We start from the raw sequence: 20515 nt of genomic DNA, 5'->3' as shown, positions 1-20515 counted from the left end.
TTATATAGTTCTTGGTTATTCAAAATAATCAAGAACTATATCAGTTATTCATTCTATCAGGTGCTATCTTGATAGAATATTTTTATATATGCAGCGGTGTTTGGAAAATGATTGATTAGTATGCTGCCCTATACTTTCCTTCCTCCCTATCTTCCAGCATATTCAAGTAAGAAGTATAGCGTGATTCGCTGATAAGATGTTTCTCCACCGCTTCACGTACAGCACACCCCGGTTCGTGTCGATGTGTACAATTTCCATATTTGCAATCGGCAGATACTTTGAATATTTCAGGAAAATAATGTCCGATCTCTTCCTCTTCCATATCGAATGTTCCAAATCCTTTGATTCCTGGAGTATCGATAATATATCCATCTCCGTCGACAGAGAACATTTCAGAGAAGGTAGTCGTATGCATACCTTTATTATGATAGGTTGAAATTTCACCGGTCTTCGTTTCAATTCCCGGTAGAATAGCGTTAATAAGAGTTGATTTCCCCACTCCGGAATGTCCGGAAAAAAGGGTGATCTTTCCTTCTAACTCTTTTTTAATAGTGTCAACTCCGGTTCCTTTCTTTGCGGATACTTTGAAACAAGGATAGCCGATATGAGTATATAAGTTAATCAGAGCATCCAGATAATGGAGTTCATCTTCGTCATAAGCATCCACTTTATTGAATACCAATTTGACGGGTACGCGATAAGCTTCGGCAGAGGCAAGAAAACGATCAATAAAGATGGTTGAAGTTTCGGGGTAATTGATAGTTACTACCAACATACATTGGTCAAGGTTGGCAGCAAGAATGTGAGATTGTTTAGAAAGATTGGAAGAACGACGAATGATGTAGTTCTTCCTATCTTCTATTTCATTGATAAAGGCAGTACCTTCTTGGTTGAGTATAATCTGAACACGATCTCCCACAGCTACGGGATTGGTGCTACGAATACCTTTTAACCGGAAATTACCTTTGATTTTACATTCAATAAATTGTCCGTCGTCGGTTTTCACTTGATACCAACTACCCGTGTTCTTGATTACTAATCCGTGCACTTTATCTTTTTAGTTTATTAAACGGTCATGATTTCTTTATCCTTGTCGGCAAGCATATCTTCAATTTGTTTGATATACTTATCGTGGATCTTTTGTAGCTTGGCTTCTGCATTCTTCTGTTCGTCTTCTGCTAGTCCGTCCTTTACAGCTTTCTTCAGAGCGTCGATACCATCACGACGAGCGTTACGTACACTCACTTTGGCTGTTTCGCCTTCAGCTTTACACTGTTTGGCTAGTTGTTTACGACGTTCTTCCGTCAAAGGAGGGATACCAAGACGGATAATTTCACCATTATTTTCAGGCATAATGCCAAGGTCAGAGTCGATAATGGCTTTTTCGATGACACGGAACATGCTTTTGTCCCATGGTTTGATGGTGATACTACGAGCATCCGGAGTGGATAAAGCAGCTACGTTGCTGAGGGCTACCATACTTCCATAAGAGTCTACGCGGATACCATCCAACAGTCGGGTACTCGCTTTCCCAGCGCGGATATGTGCCAATGCTTCTTCCAGATACATTATGGCCATATCCATTTTTTCTTGTGCATTGTCAAGGCAAGTCTTTACGTCTACCATATTTTTGATAATTAAAGTTGCTATTTGGTTGATTGATTAGCAAAAGTATACTATTTTTTGTTTATCTGCAACAGCATACTCATCTTTTTTATAAGCGACTTGCCGAGGATAATCAAGGTAACGGCAGTGATAATCATTAAAATGCCGGCCATTAATCGTGGAGTCAGTTTTTCGTGAAACAGGAGGACTCCGAAAAATAGTGCTGTTACAGGCTCCAAAGCACCTAATATAGCGGTAGGAGTGGAACCTATATAATGGATCGCTAATGTTGTGCAAATCAGTGATACAGCAGTGGGAAGAATAGCCAAAGCCAATACATCTGCCCACAATAATGGGGATGGTATCATCTGTAATTCCGTGCAGAAATTTAAGCGGACTATATAAACTGATAGTCCGAATAGTATCGCATAAAACGTAAGCTTGGTGGTCGGCAGTGTCTTTAACGAAGACCGGTTGACTCCTACGATATAAATGGCATAAGAGAGGGATGACAGTAAAACAAAGATAATTCCTATGGTGGAGAGTGGCTTATTCCCATCACCCTGGTAGAGTAGGGCAATGCCCGAGAGTGCCAGTAAAATAGAGAAGACAGTAATTGCGGAAATTTTCTCTTTGAAAAATACTCCCATAATAACAGCTACCATTACCGGATATACAAATAGAATGGTAGAAGCAATTCCGGCATCCATATAATTATAACTCATAAATAAAAGCAGAGATGAAAATGAAAATAGTAGCCCCATGATTACCAAAGGAAGGATATCTGCTTTCCGGAGGGCGAAAGGCTGTCCTTGCAGTTTCATTAAAATACCGAGTACGATCGCAGCAAGCGCATAGCGATAGAATAAAACAGTATCAACGCTCATGCCAACTGCATAAAGCGGGAGTGCGAAGAGAGGATTCATGCCGTAGCTTGCAGCGGCGATAGCTCCATAGATAAAACCTTTGGTCTTGTTATTCATTTATGTATGCTTTCTAAAAAAAATAGCGTGCAAAAGTACGAAGTTCGCAGATGATAAACAAGTATTTAGTGGGTTGATAGTATAATTTAATTCTTCGTAGGCGAGAAATAGTCTTTAGTTATGCTAGGGGAAGTTTAAATTGGGCCTATCTTCTTATAAAAATAGGCATCTCACATACACGGAGATGCCTGTCTTTAAAGGTTTATCATATCTAGATCGTAATTAACCAAATTTGCTTGAATCACGAATTACTATTTCTCCTGCAAGATTTACTGTAACCGGGAAGGCGTTAATACGATTGATTCTTCTGAACATAAGCTCTACACTGACATTGGCTATCTCTTCACACGGTTGTTTGAATGATGTCAGTGAGTGTTTTAAGTGCATAGAATATTTCATGTTGTCATAGGCGCATATGAGCAGGTCTTCAGATATTTGCAAACCAATATCTGTTAAAGTTGACATTAAAACAGCAGCTGTAGAATCATTCGCACAGATGATGCCTGTCTTACCGGATATGATTTGCATCTGTTTTACAAAGTTGATGTTTTCCGGATTACCGCAATGCACATTATTCGTATCGAATGGGAGTTTGTTCTGCTGTACCATTTCTTTAATTCCTGATAAACGCATGTTTACGGAATTTGCGGAGTCAGGTCTGTAGAAAAAGTGAATATGAGTACATCCTTGATCTATTAAGTGTTGTGCCATAATACAACCTGCGCTAAAGTTGTCTAGGCAAACAATATCGAAATTACTTCTTTTGGGGAAATTATAGATATCTCTGTCAATAAGGATAAGCGGAATACCGGCTTTCTCTATTTTATCGCAGATTCGAATATTGATCTCGTCTGCGTTGGCTACTCTTTCCAGTGGAGAAAAGAATATGCCGTTTACCCCTTTCTTTATGTAATTGTCGCAACAGGTTTCTATCAACTCTCGTCTTATATCTGCATTGCTTGCGGTGGCGCCTTCCCATAAACAGTTAAATTTACCTGCTTCCGATTGTTTCAGTAACTGGTCATTGATAATAGAGAATATTTCGGACTCTCCAGCTCCGGGAAGTAATAATCCGAATGTCAATGTGGTGGCAGTATGTTTGTGGTTGACGATAGTACCCAGTCCTTTTTTTTTCGTAATGTAACCTTCGGCTTGTAATTGATTGTAAACTTTTGCTATAGTTGGTCTTGATACAGAATATTGATCGGCCAATGTAAGCTCAGTTGGCAATAGCGAACCGGTAGGATATACCCCATCTAGAATATCCTTTTTTAAGATATCATAAATCGATTTGTAACTTGGTTTTGTATTCATTACTTGGAGTTATTTGGTAATAGGATGCAAATATAATAAGAAATAGTGGATTCTCTCTCTTGTGCTATTGAATAAATGTAATAACTGTCATTAAGCTTATTCTTAATATGTGATATTCTGTATGTAACTTTGATGGTTTACATAAATGATATGTATATTTGTTTATTATGCTGCTAAAATATTGCATATATATTTGCATTTAATAAAAATATAGTTTATGTTTGCAAAGTAAATACGCACATATATAGAATACCTAGTTAACAACTATCTAAAATAACGCTATTATGAAAACAAAACTGCTATTAGTTTTTATCTTATTTTCTACCAGTGTTTTTGCGCAAGTAGTAAAGGACTACGATCCGCAAATTCAGAGGACTACGAACCTACAGTATTTTAAACCTGTAGAAAAACATCTTTTTACAGGTGACTGTATGCCTTATTATCACAAAGGTACATTCTATATTTATTGGTTGTTGGATGAAGGTCACCATGCCGGGTTGGGTGGACTGGGTGGACATCAATGGGCATTAAGCACTTCTAAGGACCTTATTAATTGGACACATTATCCAGTAGCTGTCGGTATAGATGAAGATTGGGAGAAATCCATTTGTACCGGTTCGGTGATAGCAGATAAAGGAAAGTTTTATGCGTTTTATTCTACTCGGGTGAAAGATGCCAAAGGAGTACACGAACAATTGAGTTATGCGATGAGTGAAGATGAAGGCAAATCTTATGTGAAACAAAAACCGAATCCTTTCTATTATGCTCCTCAGGAGTGCGTTAGTCGTGATTTTCGTGATCCAAAAATTTTTAAAGATAGAGAAGATGTGTATCATCTCTTTATTTCAGGTTATAAAAAAGAACCTGAACTAGATGGTTTCGGTGGTTATCTGGTTCACCTGATATCTAAAGATTTAAAGGATTGGAAAGAAATTGAATCTCTGTTGACAGGACAGGTAGCTACTCCGGAGTGTTCTGATTATTTCCAATGGAATGGTTGGTACTATTTGTTGTATAGTACGGGGGGAGACACTTATTACGTTAAATCGAAGAAACCTTACGGACCTTGGGAATATCCTAGTACACAGGCTTTTGTAGAGCAGTGGGCTAGCGTCTATAAAACGGCGGAATATAAAGACAACCGTAGAATAGCAGTAGCATACATGCCTTGCAGAAGTAATAATAGGGATTTTGATGGTCCGATTTGGGGTGGAAATATGTTGTTGAGGGAAGTTGTGCAAGGATCAGATGGTACGCTCTATACAAAATTCCTTTCGGAATCTCTCCCACAGATGTCTCTCCTTCAAATGCCGGAAGTTGAGATTCCTGTTGGTAGCAAAACTGTTTCGTATTCGGATGGAAAACTAATTATAGATTCTCCGAATGGTACCAGTGTTGCCTCTATATCTGATTTGCCTGTCAATTATCGGATTACGATGGAAATACAACCCTTAAGCAATTATGATGAAATCGGTTTGTTTGTGCGAGCTACAGATAAAAGAGAGCGTGGATATAAAATCGAGCTGAATGCTAATAAGGAAAGTGCTTTCATCTATAATACCGGCATAAACACGGTGAAAGATATGAGAAAGACAATCATTCTGGACTTGATATTGAAAGATGAATTTATTGATATGAATATAAATGGTAAGCGGTCTGTTATCAACCGATTGCCAGAAAAGAAAGGGCAGAAGCTATTCTTCTTCCTGAAAAATGGAAGTGCAACAATTAAAAATATTAACATTTATCAGTGGAATGACAAATTATGGTGAGATTATCTATAGTTTGTTTGATGTAAAAGCTTGTGTTTGTTTGGATTATATGCTCTGGTGATGTAATGTATATGTTAGGATAATGTATCAATTTTGATAGTATTTGAAATGAAAGTTACACTTATGTATGTGTAGTTTTCATAGATTTGCAATATGTTGATCAATTAATAATAAAAACTCTTATTATTGATAATACTTAAATCTTTATTAAAAATAGATATTGATTAGTTTAGCATAGAAAAACAGGAACCTTCTATAGTGGAAGGATTATATGAAATTTATATTTGTAAACCTATTGTTAATTATTAAATGTAGAATTATGGAACATTCTAAAAACACACAAAGAGAACCGAACGGGATTCTTAAAATGTTTTTGTTGTTGCTTTGTATCGTAGGAACTTCTGTCTTTAATCAGGCATTGGCGGTTGTTGATCAAAGTCCGATAAAAGTAATAGGAGTAGTATCTGATGAATTGAATACTCCTCTTCCAGGAGCCGCAGTTCAAGTTGATAAGTCCACTAAAGGTGTTATAACTGATTTGGATGGAAAGTTTGAGATTGAAGTGTTATCGACAGACAAATTGCTTATTTCTTATGTTGGGTATGAGACGCAAGTTATCACTATCGGTGATAAAAAAACTTTGTATGTAAAAATGACACCGAAGACAAATGAACTACAGGATGTAACTGTTGTTGCATTTGGTAAACAGAGAAAAGAAAGTATGACTTCGGCTATTGAAACCATTAATCCAAAAGAATTAAAAATGCCTACTGGGAACCTGACTGCAGCTTTGGCTGGGCGGTTGGCAGGAGTAATTTCCTATCAAAAAAGTGGAGAACCAGGTAAAGATAATGCTGAATTCTTTGTACGTGGTGTGACGACTTTCGGTTATTCATCATCTCCTTTGATTTTGTTGGATGGATTTGAAATCTCTGCTAATGATTTAGCCCGTATACAGCCTGATAATATAGAACAATTTTCAATATTGAAGGATGCAACTTCTGCTGCTCTTTATGGGTCAAAAGGAGCAAATGGTGTTATCATGGTGACTACGAAGAAAGGGCAAGAAGGAAAACCTCGTATTTCTTTCCGTCATGAATCACGTTTTTCTACACCTACTAAAATTCCCAAGACAGTGGATGGTGTCACTTACATGAAGCTGTATAATGAGGCGCAGTTTAATGACAATCCTTTGTTGCCTCCTTATTATGAAGCACAAAAAATACAGAACACGATTAATGGGGTTAATTCATATGCTTATCCCAATGTAAATTGGTATGATGAGCTGTTTAAGAATCTCACATATAATCAATATTATTATTTGAATGTAAGTGGAGGTAGTAAGGATATCCAATATTATTTAGCAGCAGCCTATACGAATGAAACTGGTATCTTGAAGAATGAACAAATGAATAACTTCCAGAATAACATCAATATTGGTACGTATGATGTGACGGCAAAGGTGAATATACAATTGACTAAAACGACTTCTTTTGAGGTAAATATGAATTCTCGTTTTCAGAATTATACAGGTCCTTCGGTGGAGGCTAATGATATATTTAACCGAGTGATGGATGCTAATCCTGTAGAATTTCCTAAATATTATTTACCGGATGAGAAAAATGTTTATACTAAGCATGTGCTTTTCGGTATGAATCCTCGTAATAGCATGGCTAATCCTTATGCTGATATGGTGAAGGGGTATAAAGATGGATTCTCCAGTAATATATTGTCCCAATTTTCACTTAATCAGAAATTGGATTTTCTGACTAAAGGACTTAACTTTCATGCTAAAGTATCTATTAAAACAGATAGCTCTCATGATAGTAATCGTTCGTATGCTCCATTCTTTTATAATATAAAGGATTATGATGAATTGGCTGATGTTTATAGTTTGTCGGAGATAGTGAAAGGTTCTGATGTGCTGGGAGAGCCGGTTAATACCCGTTCGGCAAATAGCCATTTTTATTTTGAGGCAGGGCTCAGTTATTCTAATGTGTTCAATGATGATCATGAACTAGGAGCGGTTGTTATCTATACGCAGGAAGAAAATAAGAATACGGCAGCGGAAGGAAGTATTCAAGTGACATTGCCGCAACGTAATCAGGCTTTACGTGCCCGTGCAAATTATGCTTATAAATCTAGATATTTGGTTGAAGGTAGTGTTACATATAATGGTTCCGAGAAGTTTGATGCAGACCATCGCTGGGGCGTTTTTCCTGCGATAGGTGCAGGGTATATGATTTCAAATGAAAATTTCTGGCGTCCTTTATCTAAGGTGGTTGATAAATTTAAAATTCGTTATTCGTATGGTTTGGTGGGTAATGATAATATTTCAGATCCCAAGGATCGTTTTTACTTCTTGTCGGATATCGGTAGAGAAGGTGGCTATACTTGGGGAAAAGATTTTTTGACGTCTTATTCTGGATTGAGAGTAAAACGTTATGCTAATCCGGAGATTACGTGGGAAATTGCCCGTAAACAGGATATTGGTGTAGAATTCAATTTATGGAGAGTATTAGATGTACAATTGGATTATTTTCATGAACGACGTGAGAAGGTATACGAAAAACGTGCGCATATCCCATCTACTATGGGGTTGACCAGCGATATTTGGGGAAATGTAGGTGAAGTGAAATCGTGGGGTTGGGATGGATCTGCCGATTTGAACTATGCCATTAATAAAGATGCTTGGCTTACAGGACGTTTTAATTTCACTTATGCGAAAAATGAGGTTACAGAAAGAGAAGAGCCTGCTTATCGGGATGAATATCGGAGAACGATTGGTTGGCCGGTTAGACAACAGTGGGGATTAATAGCAGAACGTTTGTTTATCGATGAGGCAGATGTTGCCAATTCACCTACGCAAGGATTTGGAACAAATGTTCAGCCAGGAGATATTAAATATAAGGACATTAATAACGATGGAATAGTAAACGATAATGATATGGTACCTATTGGTTACCCGTCGGTACCTGAATTTAGTTACGGTTTTGGGCTCTCTGCAGGATATAAGAACTGGGATATTTCTTTCTTCTTCCAAGGGCAAGGACATAATTCATTTTTCATTGATCCGAGTAGGATAGCGCCATTTATGAATTATCGGAATGCTGTTTCTTATATTGCTGACGATCATTGGAGTCCCAACAATCCGGTGAGCCATGCATTCTGGCCTCGTTTGAGTACTGAAAATAATGCTAATAACTATAAAAAAGAATCAACTTGGTGGTTGCGCGATGGACGTTACTTACGTTTGAAGACTATAGAACTTGGTTATTCCTTGCCTAAAAACACCTTGCGTAAGGTGGGATTGAGTAATCTACGTTTCTATTTCTCAGGTTTGAATTTGCTGTGTTTCAGCTCATTTAATTTGTGGGATCCAGAAATGGGGGATAATGGTTTAGGGTATCCATTACAGCGTGTATATAACATAGGTGTTCAATTTGATTTTTAAAATGTAATAACAATGAAATTTAATTTAAAACATATTATAACGGCAGCAACTTTTATCATAGGGATGAGTAGTTGCGATTATCTGAATATTGTTCCGGATAATACTATTGAGTTGGAAACAATGTTTGAAACACAGGAGCAAGCTTATGGTGCATTGTCGACTTGTTATGAATATATGCCTAATTGGGGATGGTTAAACAATTCGATGAGTCTTGCCGGAGATGAATTTATCGTACGTTTGGATGGAGGTGAATCTGGTAATCCGGATCGTATGCCAGGTGAAAAACTAATGAAAGGGTGGAACAGCGCTCAGAATCCTTATTTGTGTTATTGGAACGGAGGCAAGAATGCGTCAGCTTTGTATGTGGGCATTCGCTATTGTAATCTATTTCTGGAAAATATTGACAAGGTGAAGGATATTACGGATGAAGATCGGAAAGACTGGATTGCACAAGTAAAGATACTAAAGGCTTATTACCATTTTTATTTGGCTCGTTTGTATGGACCCATTTGTATTGTTGATAAAAATCTGACTCCTTCCGCTTCGCCAAGCGAGGTACGATTGAAGCGCCAACCGGTAGATGTTTGTTTTCAGTATGTGGTAGATTTGATTGATGAGGTATTGTATGACGAGAACGGAAATGAAAAGACAGACTTGAAAGATGATCGTCCTAATGAATTTTTGGGAATGGTAGACCGTACTATTGCCAAGGCAATCAAAGCAGTTGTGTTACTGACCCAGGCCAGCCCGTTGTTTAATGGAAATGCAGAATATTATAGTAATTTTAAAAATGTGGACGGTGAACTACTTTTCCCGATGGAGAAAGATAATGAAAAGTGGAAGAGAGCATTGGATGCTACGAAAGTAGCTATTGATGCCGCTCACGCACGGAACAAGAAATTGTATAAATATAATGCTGATGGTGGAGCGAATATCGAATTCTTTGATAAAGATGTCTGGGGTAAGTCCGAGATTGTTGAATATTGCTATAATAATCGTTATTCCATTCTTGATCCGTGGAATGATGAGTTGATATGGGGATATTCTAATGTAGGTAGTTTTGACCAAGGTACTTTTCAACATGCTTCCCAATGTCGTCGTCCGGATAATCAGTCAGTGTCGGATTATAGTTGGCAATGGTTATGTGCTTCCTATCGGATGGGTGAGTTGTATTACACAAAAAACGGGGTACCTATCAATGAAGATCAAACATTTGATTATGACAATCGGTTGGATATAGTTACTATCCCGAATGACACTTATCATTTAGGGTATATGCAGCCGAATGAGAAAACAATCAAGTTATATTTGAATCGTGAACCACGTTTTTACAGTTGGATTGCTGTTGATAATTGTTATTGGCGCAATCAACAGACTAAACTTGAGATGCATATGAAGTATGATGAATTCCCGGGCGGGCGTTATAGTACGAAGCAAGATGATTTCTATTGGTCGGGCATTGCAATAAAGAAGCTAGTGCATCCGGAGTCATTGAATGAGCATGCAGTGCGAATGGTTCGTTATCCGAATCCGATAATTCGCTTGGCGGATTTGTATCTGATGTATGCAGAAGCATATAATGAATATTATGGTCCCGATGCGGAAGCTTATCGTTATTTGAATGAGGTACGTAAAAGAGCGGGACTGCCTAATGTAGAAACAGTTTGGAGCGATGGGACTATTGTGAAAAACATCAACAAGCACCAGACGCAAGAAGGGTTGCGTGAAATAATACAGGCTGAACGATTAATTGAGCTTTCATTCGAAGGACATCGGTATTTTGATCTTTGTCGTTGGAAACGTGCAGGCGAGTTCTTCGTGTCATCAGTGAAAGGGTGGAATGCACGTTCAGGTCGTACTTATGAAGACTTTTATCAAGTGACAGAGTTGCAGGCACGTACATGGGAAACTCCTAAAAATTATTTATTCCCGATTCCTTTGGATGACATTAACAAGAATCCTAGTTTGGTACAGAATCCGGGATGGTAGTAATTATTCACTTAATTAGAAAATAGGAACATGAAAAAGATATATTATAGCTTAATGTTAATTTTGGGCGGAATGTTTATGATTAATACGAGTTGTTCGGATGACGACGAAAAAGATACGATGGCTCCGGGACAAATCTCCAATGTGCGATTTGTTCCCAATTATGGTGGAGGATATTTCTTGTATGATATCCCGGAAGATCCGGATTTCTTGTATGTGCGTGCGGATTATACGGTAGATTCTGGCGAGAAAGTTTCTAAAACGAGCAGTACATACAATGATACATTGTTTGTGGAAGGATTCGGTCAGGTGAAAGAATATGAAGTGAAACTTTATTCTGTGGATCGCAATGAGAATGTGTCTGCTCCGGTAGTGCAGGTTATTACTCCGCTAGAGGCAAACACAAATACAGTGGCCGCAACATTGACAGTTCGCCCGGGCTTCTCTGCATTGATTGCTGAGTGGACTAATGAGTTGCAGCAGACGGTAGATGTATATGTACGTTTGAGTGATGGAGAAACTGTTGCCGAGAAAGTACTTTCGTCTAATTCGAAAGATGGATTTTTCTTGGTAGAAAACCTGCAGAATAAGGATTATACCGTTTCAACTTATGTGAAAGATCAATATGGAAATATATCTTCGGTGCAGGATTGTGGGATACTGAGACCATTGGAAGATGCTCCATTGAATAAATCATTATGGGCTTTCCTTCCCAATCAACAATTATATGGCAATCGCTGGAACTATGATAGTGACCCGAATCCGGATAATCAGCAGCCTTATGATGAATATATGGGAGCTTTTACAAAAGACAGTTTAAGGAATGCACCTTCTGCTGCGTATGAGGGACGTATTGAGAAGTTTTGGGATAATATCACCTATCAGTTGAATCCGGAGAATTATAACATTTTTAATACGGGAGAATGGGGGTATCCTTATTCTTATTTCATAGATATGGGACGTACGGTCAAAGGAAGCCGTGTACGATATTGGCAGCGTCTGTCCGATAAATATGGCAATGAAAATGTGCAGACTTTCCAGCTTTATATTAGCGATGATGACGACCCGACGGATGGTGTGACTGACTGGGAATTGGTAGGAACGTATAAGATTGTGAAACCGGCTGACTCGTATGAAGCTGATCAGGAGGCAATAGCCGGACATGAGTTTATTTTGTATCCGAAAGAAACAAAATATACCAAGCCATTCCGCTATCTGAGATTTAAGGCTCTGAATGGATTTACAGAAAGAATGGTATCTGTAGGCTCTGAGATTACATTATATGGTTTGGAGGTTAATGATTGATCTAAATAAAAACAGATAATTATGAAACGTAAATATATTTATATAGTTGGTTGCTTATTGTCGTTCATTGGTATGATTGGTTGTGAAGATATGGATGATAATTATAAACAGTATTTGGAGGAATATAATTATTCCGGTAAAGTTACGTCAGTGCGGAGTTATCTTGGATTCGAACGGGTGGCATTGGCCTGGGATAACCCGAAAGATCAAAAGTCAAAACATATTTTGATTGAATATGGCGTTGATAAACAGCAAAAAATATTTGATTATTTAGTAGACTCTGTGGTGATCGACGGACTTGATACAGGGACAGGATTTGATTTTGCTATATACACATTGGACAATGCGGGTAATCGTTCTGTACCTGCTACTATTACAGCTTTACCTATTTCTCAGACAATGGTAGATAATTTGGTTCCTCCTACTTGTTCTTATGTTAAAGTAGATGGAGTACCATCGGTTTATTGGGCTGGACTGTCGGCGGTAAGTATGGCTTATTGTAAGTATAGCTATATTGATTATAAAATAGTCTCAGAGGATGGAGATAAAGTGATCACTGAGGGCTGCTTGGAAAATGAGAACGTAACAAGTTTAGATCGTGTGAATGAATTAACATTGCCCGCTCCGGAGTTAAGCAAAGGATCAACTTATTATGTAAACTTTACAGCCTATGTATATCCGGTTTCAAGTGATATTGTTACAATGGATTCGGTTCCGGTGAACGGAAGAACCCGTATTATCATAGAGTAAGTAATTAATGAAAAGAGTATATTGAAAAATTGGTATATTTGTACTACTTTTGATATACTCTTTTTGATAATAGAATATTAGATATGAGAATAATTATAGGATTATGTGTAGTGGCCTTTCTGTGTTTTGAAAGTCCTTCTATGGCATCAGATAAAGTGATGGTAAGTACTTTGTTGGATGAAATGATTTCATTTGAAAAAGCAACAGAGTTTCCCGAACCTTATTACACTTGTAAGATGGTAAGTAGTTATGACCGCCGGACTGTATCACCGGATAAAGATTGGTGGTATGCTAATGATGACGGATTTGGTTGTATGCGAGTGGATACTGTTCAGGGGCGAGTAGAAAAAGTGATGTTCGATTATGATGGACCGGGGGCAGTAACACGTATTTGGATGAGTGCTCATGCCAAAAATGGTATCCTCCGTTTTTATTTTGATAACGAAGAGAATCCTCGTATTGTGATTCCTGCGTATGACATGACACGCATTCCATTTAAAGTTGGAGATGCGCTCTCTTTAATTCATACGAATTATACTCCTGAAGGTTTGGGAGGGAATACATTTATGTTTCCATTTCCATACCAGAAAAACTGCCGGATAACGTTTGAAGAACTTGATAAAAACAGGAATACTTGGGGACCGCGTTATTATGAAATCGAATATCGCACCTATGTATCTGGAACTGAGGTTGAAACATTTGATGTCGGACAAGTGAATACGCATACAATGCAGGAAAAAATACAAGATGTAAACAAGACGCTTTGGAATCCTTCAACCTTTAAAGGTGGAAAGCGTTGTGAGTTTGCAATGGATATTGCTCCTAATCATACAAGTGCAATAGATCTTCCTCTTGGGAATCATGCTATTCGGTCACTACTTATTGATGTGAATTGCCGTAAAGGAGATTATGCAAAGATGATGAGGCAGTTGATACTGAAAATAACTTTTGATGGAAAAGAGACAGTATGGGTGCCGTTGGGAGATTTTTCGGGGGCAGGACTGGGAGCTCCTGAAGTGAATAGCTGGTATATGGATACGGATGGTCGCGGACATATCGTATCGCGTTGGGTAATGCCATATAAAAAGAATGCCAAAATAGAAATTGAGAATTTGTTTGAGTTTCCGGTTTGGATGAATGTCAGAGCGCATGTGTCAGAATGGGAATGGAGCAAAAATACACTTTATTTTCACACGACTTGGAAACAGGAAAGAGGCATTGAAATAACGAACCGATATGATGATCATAAAGGGAATCATATGTGGAATTATATAACAATTGATGGAAGAGGGGTATTTAGGGGAGATTTGCTTTCACTATTCAACTATGCTCCTGATTGGTATGGAGAAGGGGATGAAGTAATATGGGTTGATAATGATATATTTCCTTCACATCATGGGACGGGGACAGAAGATCATTACAATTGTTCTTGGGCACCGGTAGTTCCTTTCCATACTCCGTTTGGAGGTGCGCCACGGGCCGATAATCCTTCTTCTCATGGTTTTAACGCTTTTGTACGTACTCGTAATTTAGATGGTATTCCTTTTCAGAAGTCATATAAATTTGATATTGAAATGTTGAGCTGGAATCCGGGTAAAGTAGATTATGCTGTGACAAATTATTGGTATGGAGATTTGAATAGTAAGGTAAAGCAGTCTTCTGGTAAAGAAGAAATTCTGTCCCAGTTGCCCTATCTTATGTAGCTGAGACTGAAGAATATGCTATGGATTCAGTTTGAATTCGATTAAATACAAAGTATGAAATATATGAATAAGAAATTGCTATTAGGATGCTTGTTTGTCGGAATACTGTTGAGTGGAGGACTGACCTCTTGCCAGCAGGAAATGCAGGAGCCTGCCCGTATAACATTGCTGAATAATTCGTGGAACATGAATTTGCCTTTAATGGCTCAGGCAAAGTTAGGCGGTGCTGTACAGGCAGATTCATTGCCTGTTATTAAAGAAGTAGAAAAAGGATTTGCCATCTCTTTCACCGTGAATCTGGAAATACCGACATTCGACCGTCATATTCTCGAGATCCCGGGAGTGCTGGATGTTTGCCTTCGCCAGCATAATCCACTAGACCGTAATAAACAGAACTATCCTGCTTATAAAATGCCGGACGGATCAGTTCCGGTGCTTGAAGCCGGACTGGAATTGAAGTCTCCTGTTGACGGGCACATGGAACGAATGATAATCGGTATTCCATTGGCTATGTTAAATCAGCCTTTGGGAGAGCACGAAGTAATATTGAATTTCTCTGGTGTCCGCTGGACCATGTACGTAGACGGCAAATTACTGGATAATGATTTTCCATTAGGCTATCCTCTTCCCGAGAAAATGAAAAACTGGAAGATTGATTCTCACTTTGTGTCACAAGCAGCTATCTATTATCCTTCTCTACACCCCGAACGCGCGGAAGGAGCTACAGTCGGATTACAACCACAAGTACAATTCTGGACTCCGACCGGACATAATGCGTGGGTAGGAGATGTGGTCAGTCTTTATCACGACGGAACCTATCATCTTTTTTACTTGTACGATCGTCGTGGACACCAAAGTAAATTCGGTCGCGGAGGACATTATTTTGAACACCTTTCTACAAAAGATTTTCGTCATTGGACCGAGCATGAAGCAGCCGTTCCTATCGAAGAACAATGGGAAACGTTCGGCACCGGTACTCCTTTTATTTTCAACAATCAGCTTTGTATCAGTTATGGTTATCATACTACCCGCATTTATCCGCGTGAGCAGACTACTCTTCCTGAATTGTATGAGTACTTGGATAAACATGGATATACAGGGTCTTTCAACCGTCATCAGATGTCCGGCGTGGCTGCCGGTTCTTCTTATTCGGTCAGCGATGATGGTATCCATTTTCGTAAGACAGGCATTTTATTTCATCCCTGTGAGAATCCAAGTATCTATGTCGATCCGAAAGGAGATTTGAAAATGCTGGCTAATTATGGAGCTCGTGGTACGTGGGCTTCTGATTCAGTCAGTGGTGGCTGGCACTGTCTGGACGAAAATTTTCCTTTGGGTGGTGATTGTACTTTCTTCTTCCATTGGGGAGATTATGATTATATTATTGGTGGTTTTACACGTCTGTGGGCTAAAGAGACCGTTCAGCCGGATTCCGTATATCAGGATGTTGTGGCGGAAGGACTCGATTTTTATAACGGTTCTTGTGTTCCTACTATAACTGAGATCTCAAACAATCGTTTTGTTATGGCAGGTTGGATGTGGATGAAAGCTTGGGGAGGCCCGCTGGTAATTCACGAAATGGTACAGTTGCCGAAAGGACGCATTGGTACGAAGTGGATGGATGAGTTAGTGCCTGCCGTTTCGCCGGATGCCATTACACTGTCGGGCAGTTCTGATAAGATTGAAAAGATACCGTCCGGCTCTTTCTTGTTGACTTTCGAGGTTACGCCTGTCGGCCCTGACGGCAAATTGACTGTCAACTTATTGCCTTCTGCCGATAAAGGAACGCAAGATGCGTGCGAATGGAAGTTGGATAGCGGAGAGAAGCGTGCACAATATGCTTTTGTCGGTGATAAAGACAGTCGTGAACGCTCTTTGCGTGAAGGAGGTGCTCCGCAACAAGGTCGAAATTATGCAATTGAAAATCTGATAGATACAGACAAAACGTTTACTGTACGTATGGTAGTGAAAACGTCCGATAAGTTTGATGGCTCTTTGGTGGATACGGAGATAGCCGGAAAGCGTACGATGGTCTCCTATCGTGAGAAGTTAGCTGTAGAACGTTTGCAATTCCACTATGAAAATATGGAAGTTAAAAATGTCCGTTTATCTCTTTTGACAGAATAAAGTTGTATTTACATAAGTGCCCTTCAACCTTCACTTCGCCCTATTCATAGGTGATAGAGGGTGAAGGGCATTCTTTCACCATTCTACATTAGTTCGGTTCTCCTTTATTAATAGAAAAGTTACTCATATTGCCTTATAAACTTATTAATCTCTGATAGTAAATTTGTTTTTGATACCATGTAATCTATAATTGCAAGCTTTGATTATAAAAACAAAGCTTGCAATTATATAAATGAAACCTTCATTTATAAAAACAAAGCTTGCGTTTATAGATTGTATCGGATGGTTGGCAAGTTTACTCTTGGATCATAGTAACTTTAGCATCAATAAAACAGAACTTATCTATTAATACATCAGACGGCAAATATTAGCATACTTGGGAATGATAAGCGTTGTGTTTGTTTATACTTGTTATGTCGTTATCTTCAATAAAAGTTGGGCAGATTTGTAGTTTAAGTACGAATCTGCCCGAAAAGAAATATATCGGTTCCTGTGGAGAGATAGTGACAGGGATGGTGAAGGGAGCCCCTTCACCATCAAACATTGATGGATAAACGGGTGTGAAAGGTGAATCCTTAACTATGTATTACTTATTTTTCTGTATAGATGGCGGGAGGAAGGGCATATAAAGCTTCTTTGCTATCAGAGATATTCGTCATTTTTGTCTTTAAATCACCATACCAGAATAAGGTGGAGGCATAATCTACCTGTCCGCCGTCCCAGCTGATCAGCTCAAAATCGAATTGCAAACGTTCGTTGAAAGGTACAATGTCTAGATTTCGTGTGCGGACAAAGGTGTTGTAGCCTCTCGAAGCCTCATCATCTTCCCGGGGGGCACCGCCGAAGGGATTAAAATAGGGATGAATGGGCGCGAAAGTTGTATTATAGTAATCTTCTGTGCCACAACCGAAGTGAGAAGGAAACTCTTCGTGATCGATCCAGATATGTTCGTCACCTTCGCCATACCAGCGTGGGCAGTGGTTATACAAAGAGAGCATATCACCTTTAAAAATACCCCTTCCTTGCAAAGTTCCCATATTGTAATCCAAACCGCGGTTAGTCTCCAATCCGTTTTCCTGTTTCCATCCGGCATGGAAATATAGGGTATTGGCATACCACTTCCAGGTAGAAATACAGGCTTCTATTTTAATATCGGCAGAGTTTTCGGAAATGTTTTCGACCTCTATATGCGCCTCCCGTTGGTAGGGCATGACAAAACGTAGTTTCGAATGTCCTTTTCCATCCGCTTCCAGGTAATAGCTGCGGACTGCGGGTGCTCCCATACCGGCTCCTGTCAGGTCACTTAATGGTACACAAACTGTTTGAACACCGTCGAATGAGATTTTGACTATCAAATTGCGCATGAATGAAGCGTAGCAGGCGGAATCAATCTCCGATACGTGGATCGAAAGGCTTCGGATCGCTTTCTCTCCGTCAGGAAGTTTCATCCTTAAAGACGACCGGGCGGTCAGTCTGGCCTCTTTTGTTTCAGGGTTTTCAGTATATGTTTTGGGGTACATGAGTTGCTCGCTAAGTTTTTGCGCTTTATCTTGCAATGCTTCTCCATCTTTGAGAGTAAAAGTCTGAACTTTGGTCCCTTTAGGATATGTGCGGCAAGAAGTATGAAAAAAGTAATCACGGTCTACATTATCTACCGTTATCTTACAGCTTTGCGCATAAGGGAGGGGATAGTAGAAACTGCTTCCTTGTGTGGTAGAATAGTGTTCGTGCTTGTACAATAGCCCTTCAGGGATATCTAGCGGAAATAAAGAAATGTCATAAGCGGGAAGAAGGATACTGGCTTCCTTTTCTCCGTCAAAATAGATGCGGAGATTGGCGCCGTCGGAACCGCCGGTAGTCAGTATTCGGGTAAGTACGCCGGGACCTTTTTCATCGAATAATACTTTTTCTACCCGTCCGTTGTTGGCTTCGTAACGGACGAATCCTGTATTGTCACGGTTGGCATGCCAAGAAGGTGTGCCCGGTATCACTGACCTGCGATCATAACTGGATACGTGTTTGGTCGTAAAAAACGGGACAGGAAAACAAGGTTCGGCTTCTACGGAAACCATTTCTTCCATCAGTGATTCCAAGGTAATCGGATTTTTACCTGAAGAATAAATAGGTTCCTTGCAGGAGTAGACTGACAGTATTGTCGCAAGACTGCATATATAAAATAGAGTAGTTCTCATTCATTTCTGATTTTTGAGGTTAATACAAGCTCCGAAAGCCGCTTCTTCCTGAATATGGGATAATTGTACCGGATGCCCGAAACGTTCTTCGAGTGCTTTATGCAGCAGTGGATTCTTTTTGATTCCGTTACCGGACCCTACCAGACTTGTTTTATTGGTTTTGAGAAATTCTGGCAGTAGCTGAAAGTAATGATAAAGTCCCTCACTGATTCCTTGAACAAATCCGATAATTAGATTTTCCGGGGTAAAGTTGGAGGTGGATATATGAGTGATCTTCCCTCTTTCATTTGGATTTGAACGCGTACCGTCAAAAAGAGTGTCAACGATTAGATTGCCCTTTGTATTTTTGGGGTAGGGTATGGATGTCATTATTTTATAGAGGTCGGCATTAGACAGTTCTTTTTCAGTGAAAAGTTTTAAAGTATCATTGAAAAACTTTCTTAAAAGAGCATAGGCATATCCTCCACATAAGGCAGCTCCCACCAAAAGGTATCCGCCACCGGGCAAGGGGCGGGTATCCAGTGAATCAATTTCCATATATCGGTCGGTATAGATAGAAATCTGACTGCTGGTTCCTACGGTGATGTGAATAGAGTGATCTTTATCGCGTACTGAACCCAAAAAGCTAGCCTGATTGTCACCGATAGCAGCATACACCGGTATCTTTTCAAAGTAACCGGCTATGGAGGCCGATGGCATGATTTCCGGTAATATTGTTGGTTCAATGCCTGCTTTCTGTATAGCTTCTGTGTCGAAAATGAGCTTCTCCTTGTCGAAAATCCCCAGACTGGCAGCATTGGAGGGGTCTATCAACGGAGTGTTGTTTCCGGAGAGTTTCATTACGGCATAATCCATAATTGTACAAAGTTTGAAAGCATCTGCCGGGACCAGTCCGTTTTGTATATTATAATAGTGAGTAACCAGTCCGTATCCGCTTGCTGCCGGATAGCCTGTGATATTTTTCAGATGAGTGGCATAATTCAGGTTGTCCTTGTAACGGAGATTTCCTCTGCCGTCTTGCCAGGTGTATAACGGGCTTACTGCATTTCCTTGAACGTCAGTATATACTATGCCATGCATCTGGCCAGTGATTCCTATTCCTCCAATATCTTTATATCGGGTCTGGAATTCGCGGACTATATCCCATACAATATTTATAATAATGTCTGCATCCTGCTTTTTCTCCCAATTATCGGGCGAAGAGATGTTGGCACAGTTTTCTTTAGTGACGGAGATGACGCTTTGAGTGGACGGATGATAAACGACTCCGCAGATAGAGCTTGTTCCTATATCAATTCCTATAAAGTGCATATTTTCTTTT

At 39.3% G+C, this 20515-nt stretch carries 13 protein-coding genes; 7 read left to right on the top strand and 6 right to left on the bottom strand.

Features of this window, described 5'->3' with window-relative positions; genetic code table 11:
- Nucleotides 1–115: 115 nt before the first annotated feature.
- From rsgA to HMPREF2794_RS03690, 4 genes are all read right to left on the bottom strand, one after another.
- The gene (gene rsgA, locus HMPREF2794_RS03705; RefSeq protein ID WP_010539452.1) at nucleotides 116–1048 is read right to left on the bottom strand and encodes a ribosome small subunit-dependent GTPase A; all 933 of its coding nucleotides are present in this window, start codon (nucleotides 1046–1048) and stop codon (nucleotides 116–118) included.
- Between the two features lie 17 nt (nucleotides 1049–1065).
- Nucleotides 1066–1626: a ribosome recycling factor gene (gene frr, locus HMPREF2794_RS03700; protein ID WP_010539451.1), complete on the bottom strand. Its 561-nt coding sequence runs from the start codon at nucleotides 1624–1626 to the stop codon at nucleotides 1066–1068.
- A 50-nt stretch (nucleotides 1627–1676) separates the two neighbouring features.
- Nucleotides 1677–2588, bottom strand: a complete 912-nt coding sequence (locus tag HMPREF2794_RS03695) for a DMT family transporter (protein ID WP_010539450.1) — start codon at nucleotides 2586–2588, stop codon at nucleotides 1677–1679.
- Nucleotides 2589–2810: 222 nt separating this feature from the next.
- Nucleotides 2811–3902: a GntR family transcriptional regulator gene (locus HMPREF2794_RS03690; protein ID WP_055270569.1), complete on the bottom strand. Its 1092-nt coding sequence runs from the start codon at nucleotides 3900–3902 to the stop codon at nucleotides 2811–2813.
- Between the two features lie 284 nt (nucleotides 3903–4186).
- Here HMPREF2794_RS03690 and HMPREF2794_RS03685 point away from each other — a divergent pair, with 284 nt between their 5' ends.
- The 7 genes from HMPREF2794_RS03685 (at nucleotide 4187) to HMPREF2794_RS03655 (ending at nucleotide 17002) form a co-directional block, all read left to right on the top strand.
- Entirely contained in the window at nucleotides 4187–5674 is a 1488-nt protein-coding gene (locus HMPREF2794_RS03685; RefSeq protein ID WP_055270567.1) for a family 43 glycosylhydrolase, read from the top strand.
- 319 nt (nucleotides 5675–5993) lie between these two features.
- A complete protein-coding gene (locus HMPREF2794_RS03680) occupies nucleotides 5994–9128 on the top strand; it encodes a SusC/RagA family TonB-linked outer membrane protein (protein ID WP_070101332.1) in 3135 nt (1044 codons plus the stop codon).
- Nucleotides 9129–9140: 12 nt separating this feature from the next.
- The gene (locus HMPREF2794_RS03675; RefSeq protein WP_070750944.1) at nucleotides 9141–11117 is read left to right on the top strand and encodes a RagB/SusD family nutrient uptake outer membrane protein; all 1977 of its coding nucleotides are present in this window, start codon (nucleotides 9141–9143) and stop codon (nucleotides 11115–11117) included.
- A gap of 30 nt (nucleotides 11118–11147) precedes the next feature.
- Nucleotides 11148–12422 carry a DUF4959 domain-containing protein gene (locus HMPREF2794_RS03670; protein WP_083312004.1) on the top strand — a complete coding sequence of 425 codons (1275 nt, stop codon included), beginning with the start codon at nucleotides 11148–11150 and terminating at the stop codon, nucleotides 12420–12422.
- Nucleotides 12423–12443: 21 nt separating this feature from the next.
- Nucleotides 12444–13172 (top strand): DUF4998 domain-containing protein, encoded by a 729-nt coding sequence (locus HMPREF2794_RS03665; RefSeq protein ID WP_055270558.1) that lies wholly within the window; start codon nucleotides 12444–12446, stop codon nucleotides 13170–13172.
- A gap of 83 nt (nucleotides 13173–13255) precedes the next feature.
- A complete protein-coding gene (locus HMPREF2794_RS03660) occupies nucleotides 13256–14875 on the top strand; it encodes a glycoside hydrolase family 172 protein (RefSeq protein ID WP_055270556.1) in 1620 nt (539 codons plus the stop codon).
- 63 nt (nucleotides 14876–14938) lie between these two features.
- Nucleotides 14939–17002, top strand: a complete 2064-nt coding sequence (locus tag HMPREF2794_RS03655) for a glycoside hydrolase family protein (protein WP_055270608.1) — start codon at nucleotides 14939–14941, stop codon at nucleotides 17000–17002.
- A gap of 590 nt (nucleotides 17003–17592) precedes the next feature.
- On the opposite strand, the gene HMPREF2794_RS03650 is transcribed toward HMPREF2794_RS03655, so the two are convergent.
- Both HMPREF2794_RS03650 and HMPREF2794_RS03645 read right to left on the bottom strand, forming a co-directional pair.
- Nucleotides 17593–19194 (bottom strand): glycoside hydrolase family 172 protein, encoded by a 1602-nt coding sequence (locus HMPREF2794_RS03650; protein WP_055270554.1) that lies wholly within the window; start codon nucleotides 19192–19194, stop codon nucleotides 17593–17595.
- Entirely contained in the window at nucleotides 19195–20505 is a 1311-nt protein-coding gene (locus tag HMPREF2794_RS03645; protein WP_055270552.1) for a sedoheptulokinase, read from the bottom strand.
- Nucleotides 20506–20515 lie beyond the last annotated feature (10 nt).

The sequence above is a fragment of the Bacteroides sp. HMSC067B03 genome, assembly GCF_001811315.1.
GTDB lineage: Bacteria > Bacteroidota > Bacteroidia > Bacteroidales > Bacteroidaceae > Bacteroides > Bacteroides faecis.
Note: the sequence above shows the minus strand (reverse complement) of the source record. Positions and strands in the feature narration are given on the sequence as shown.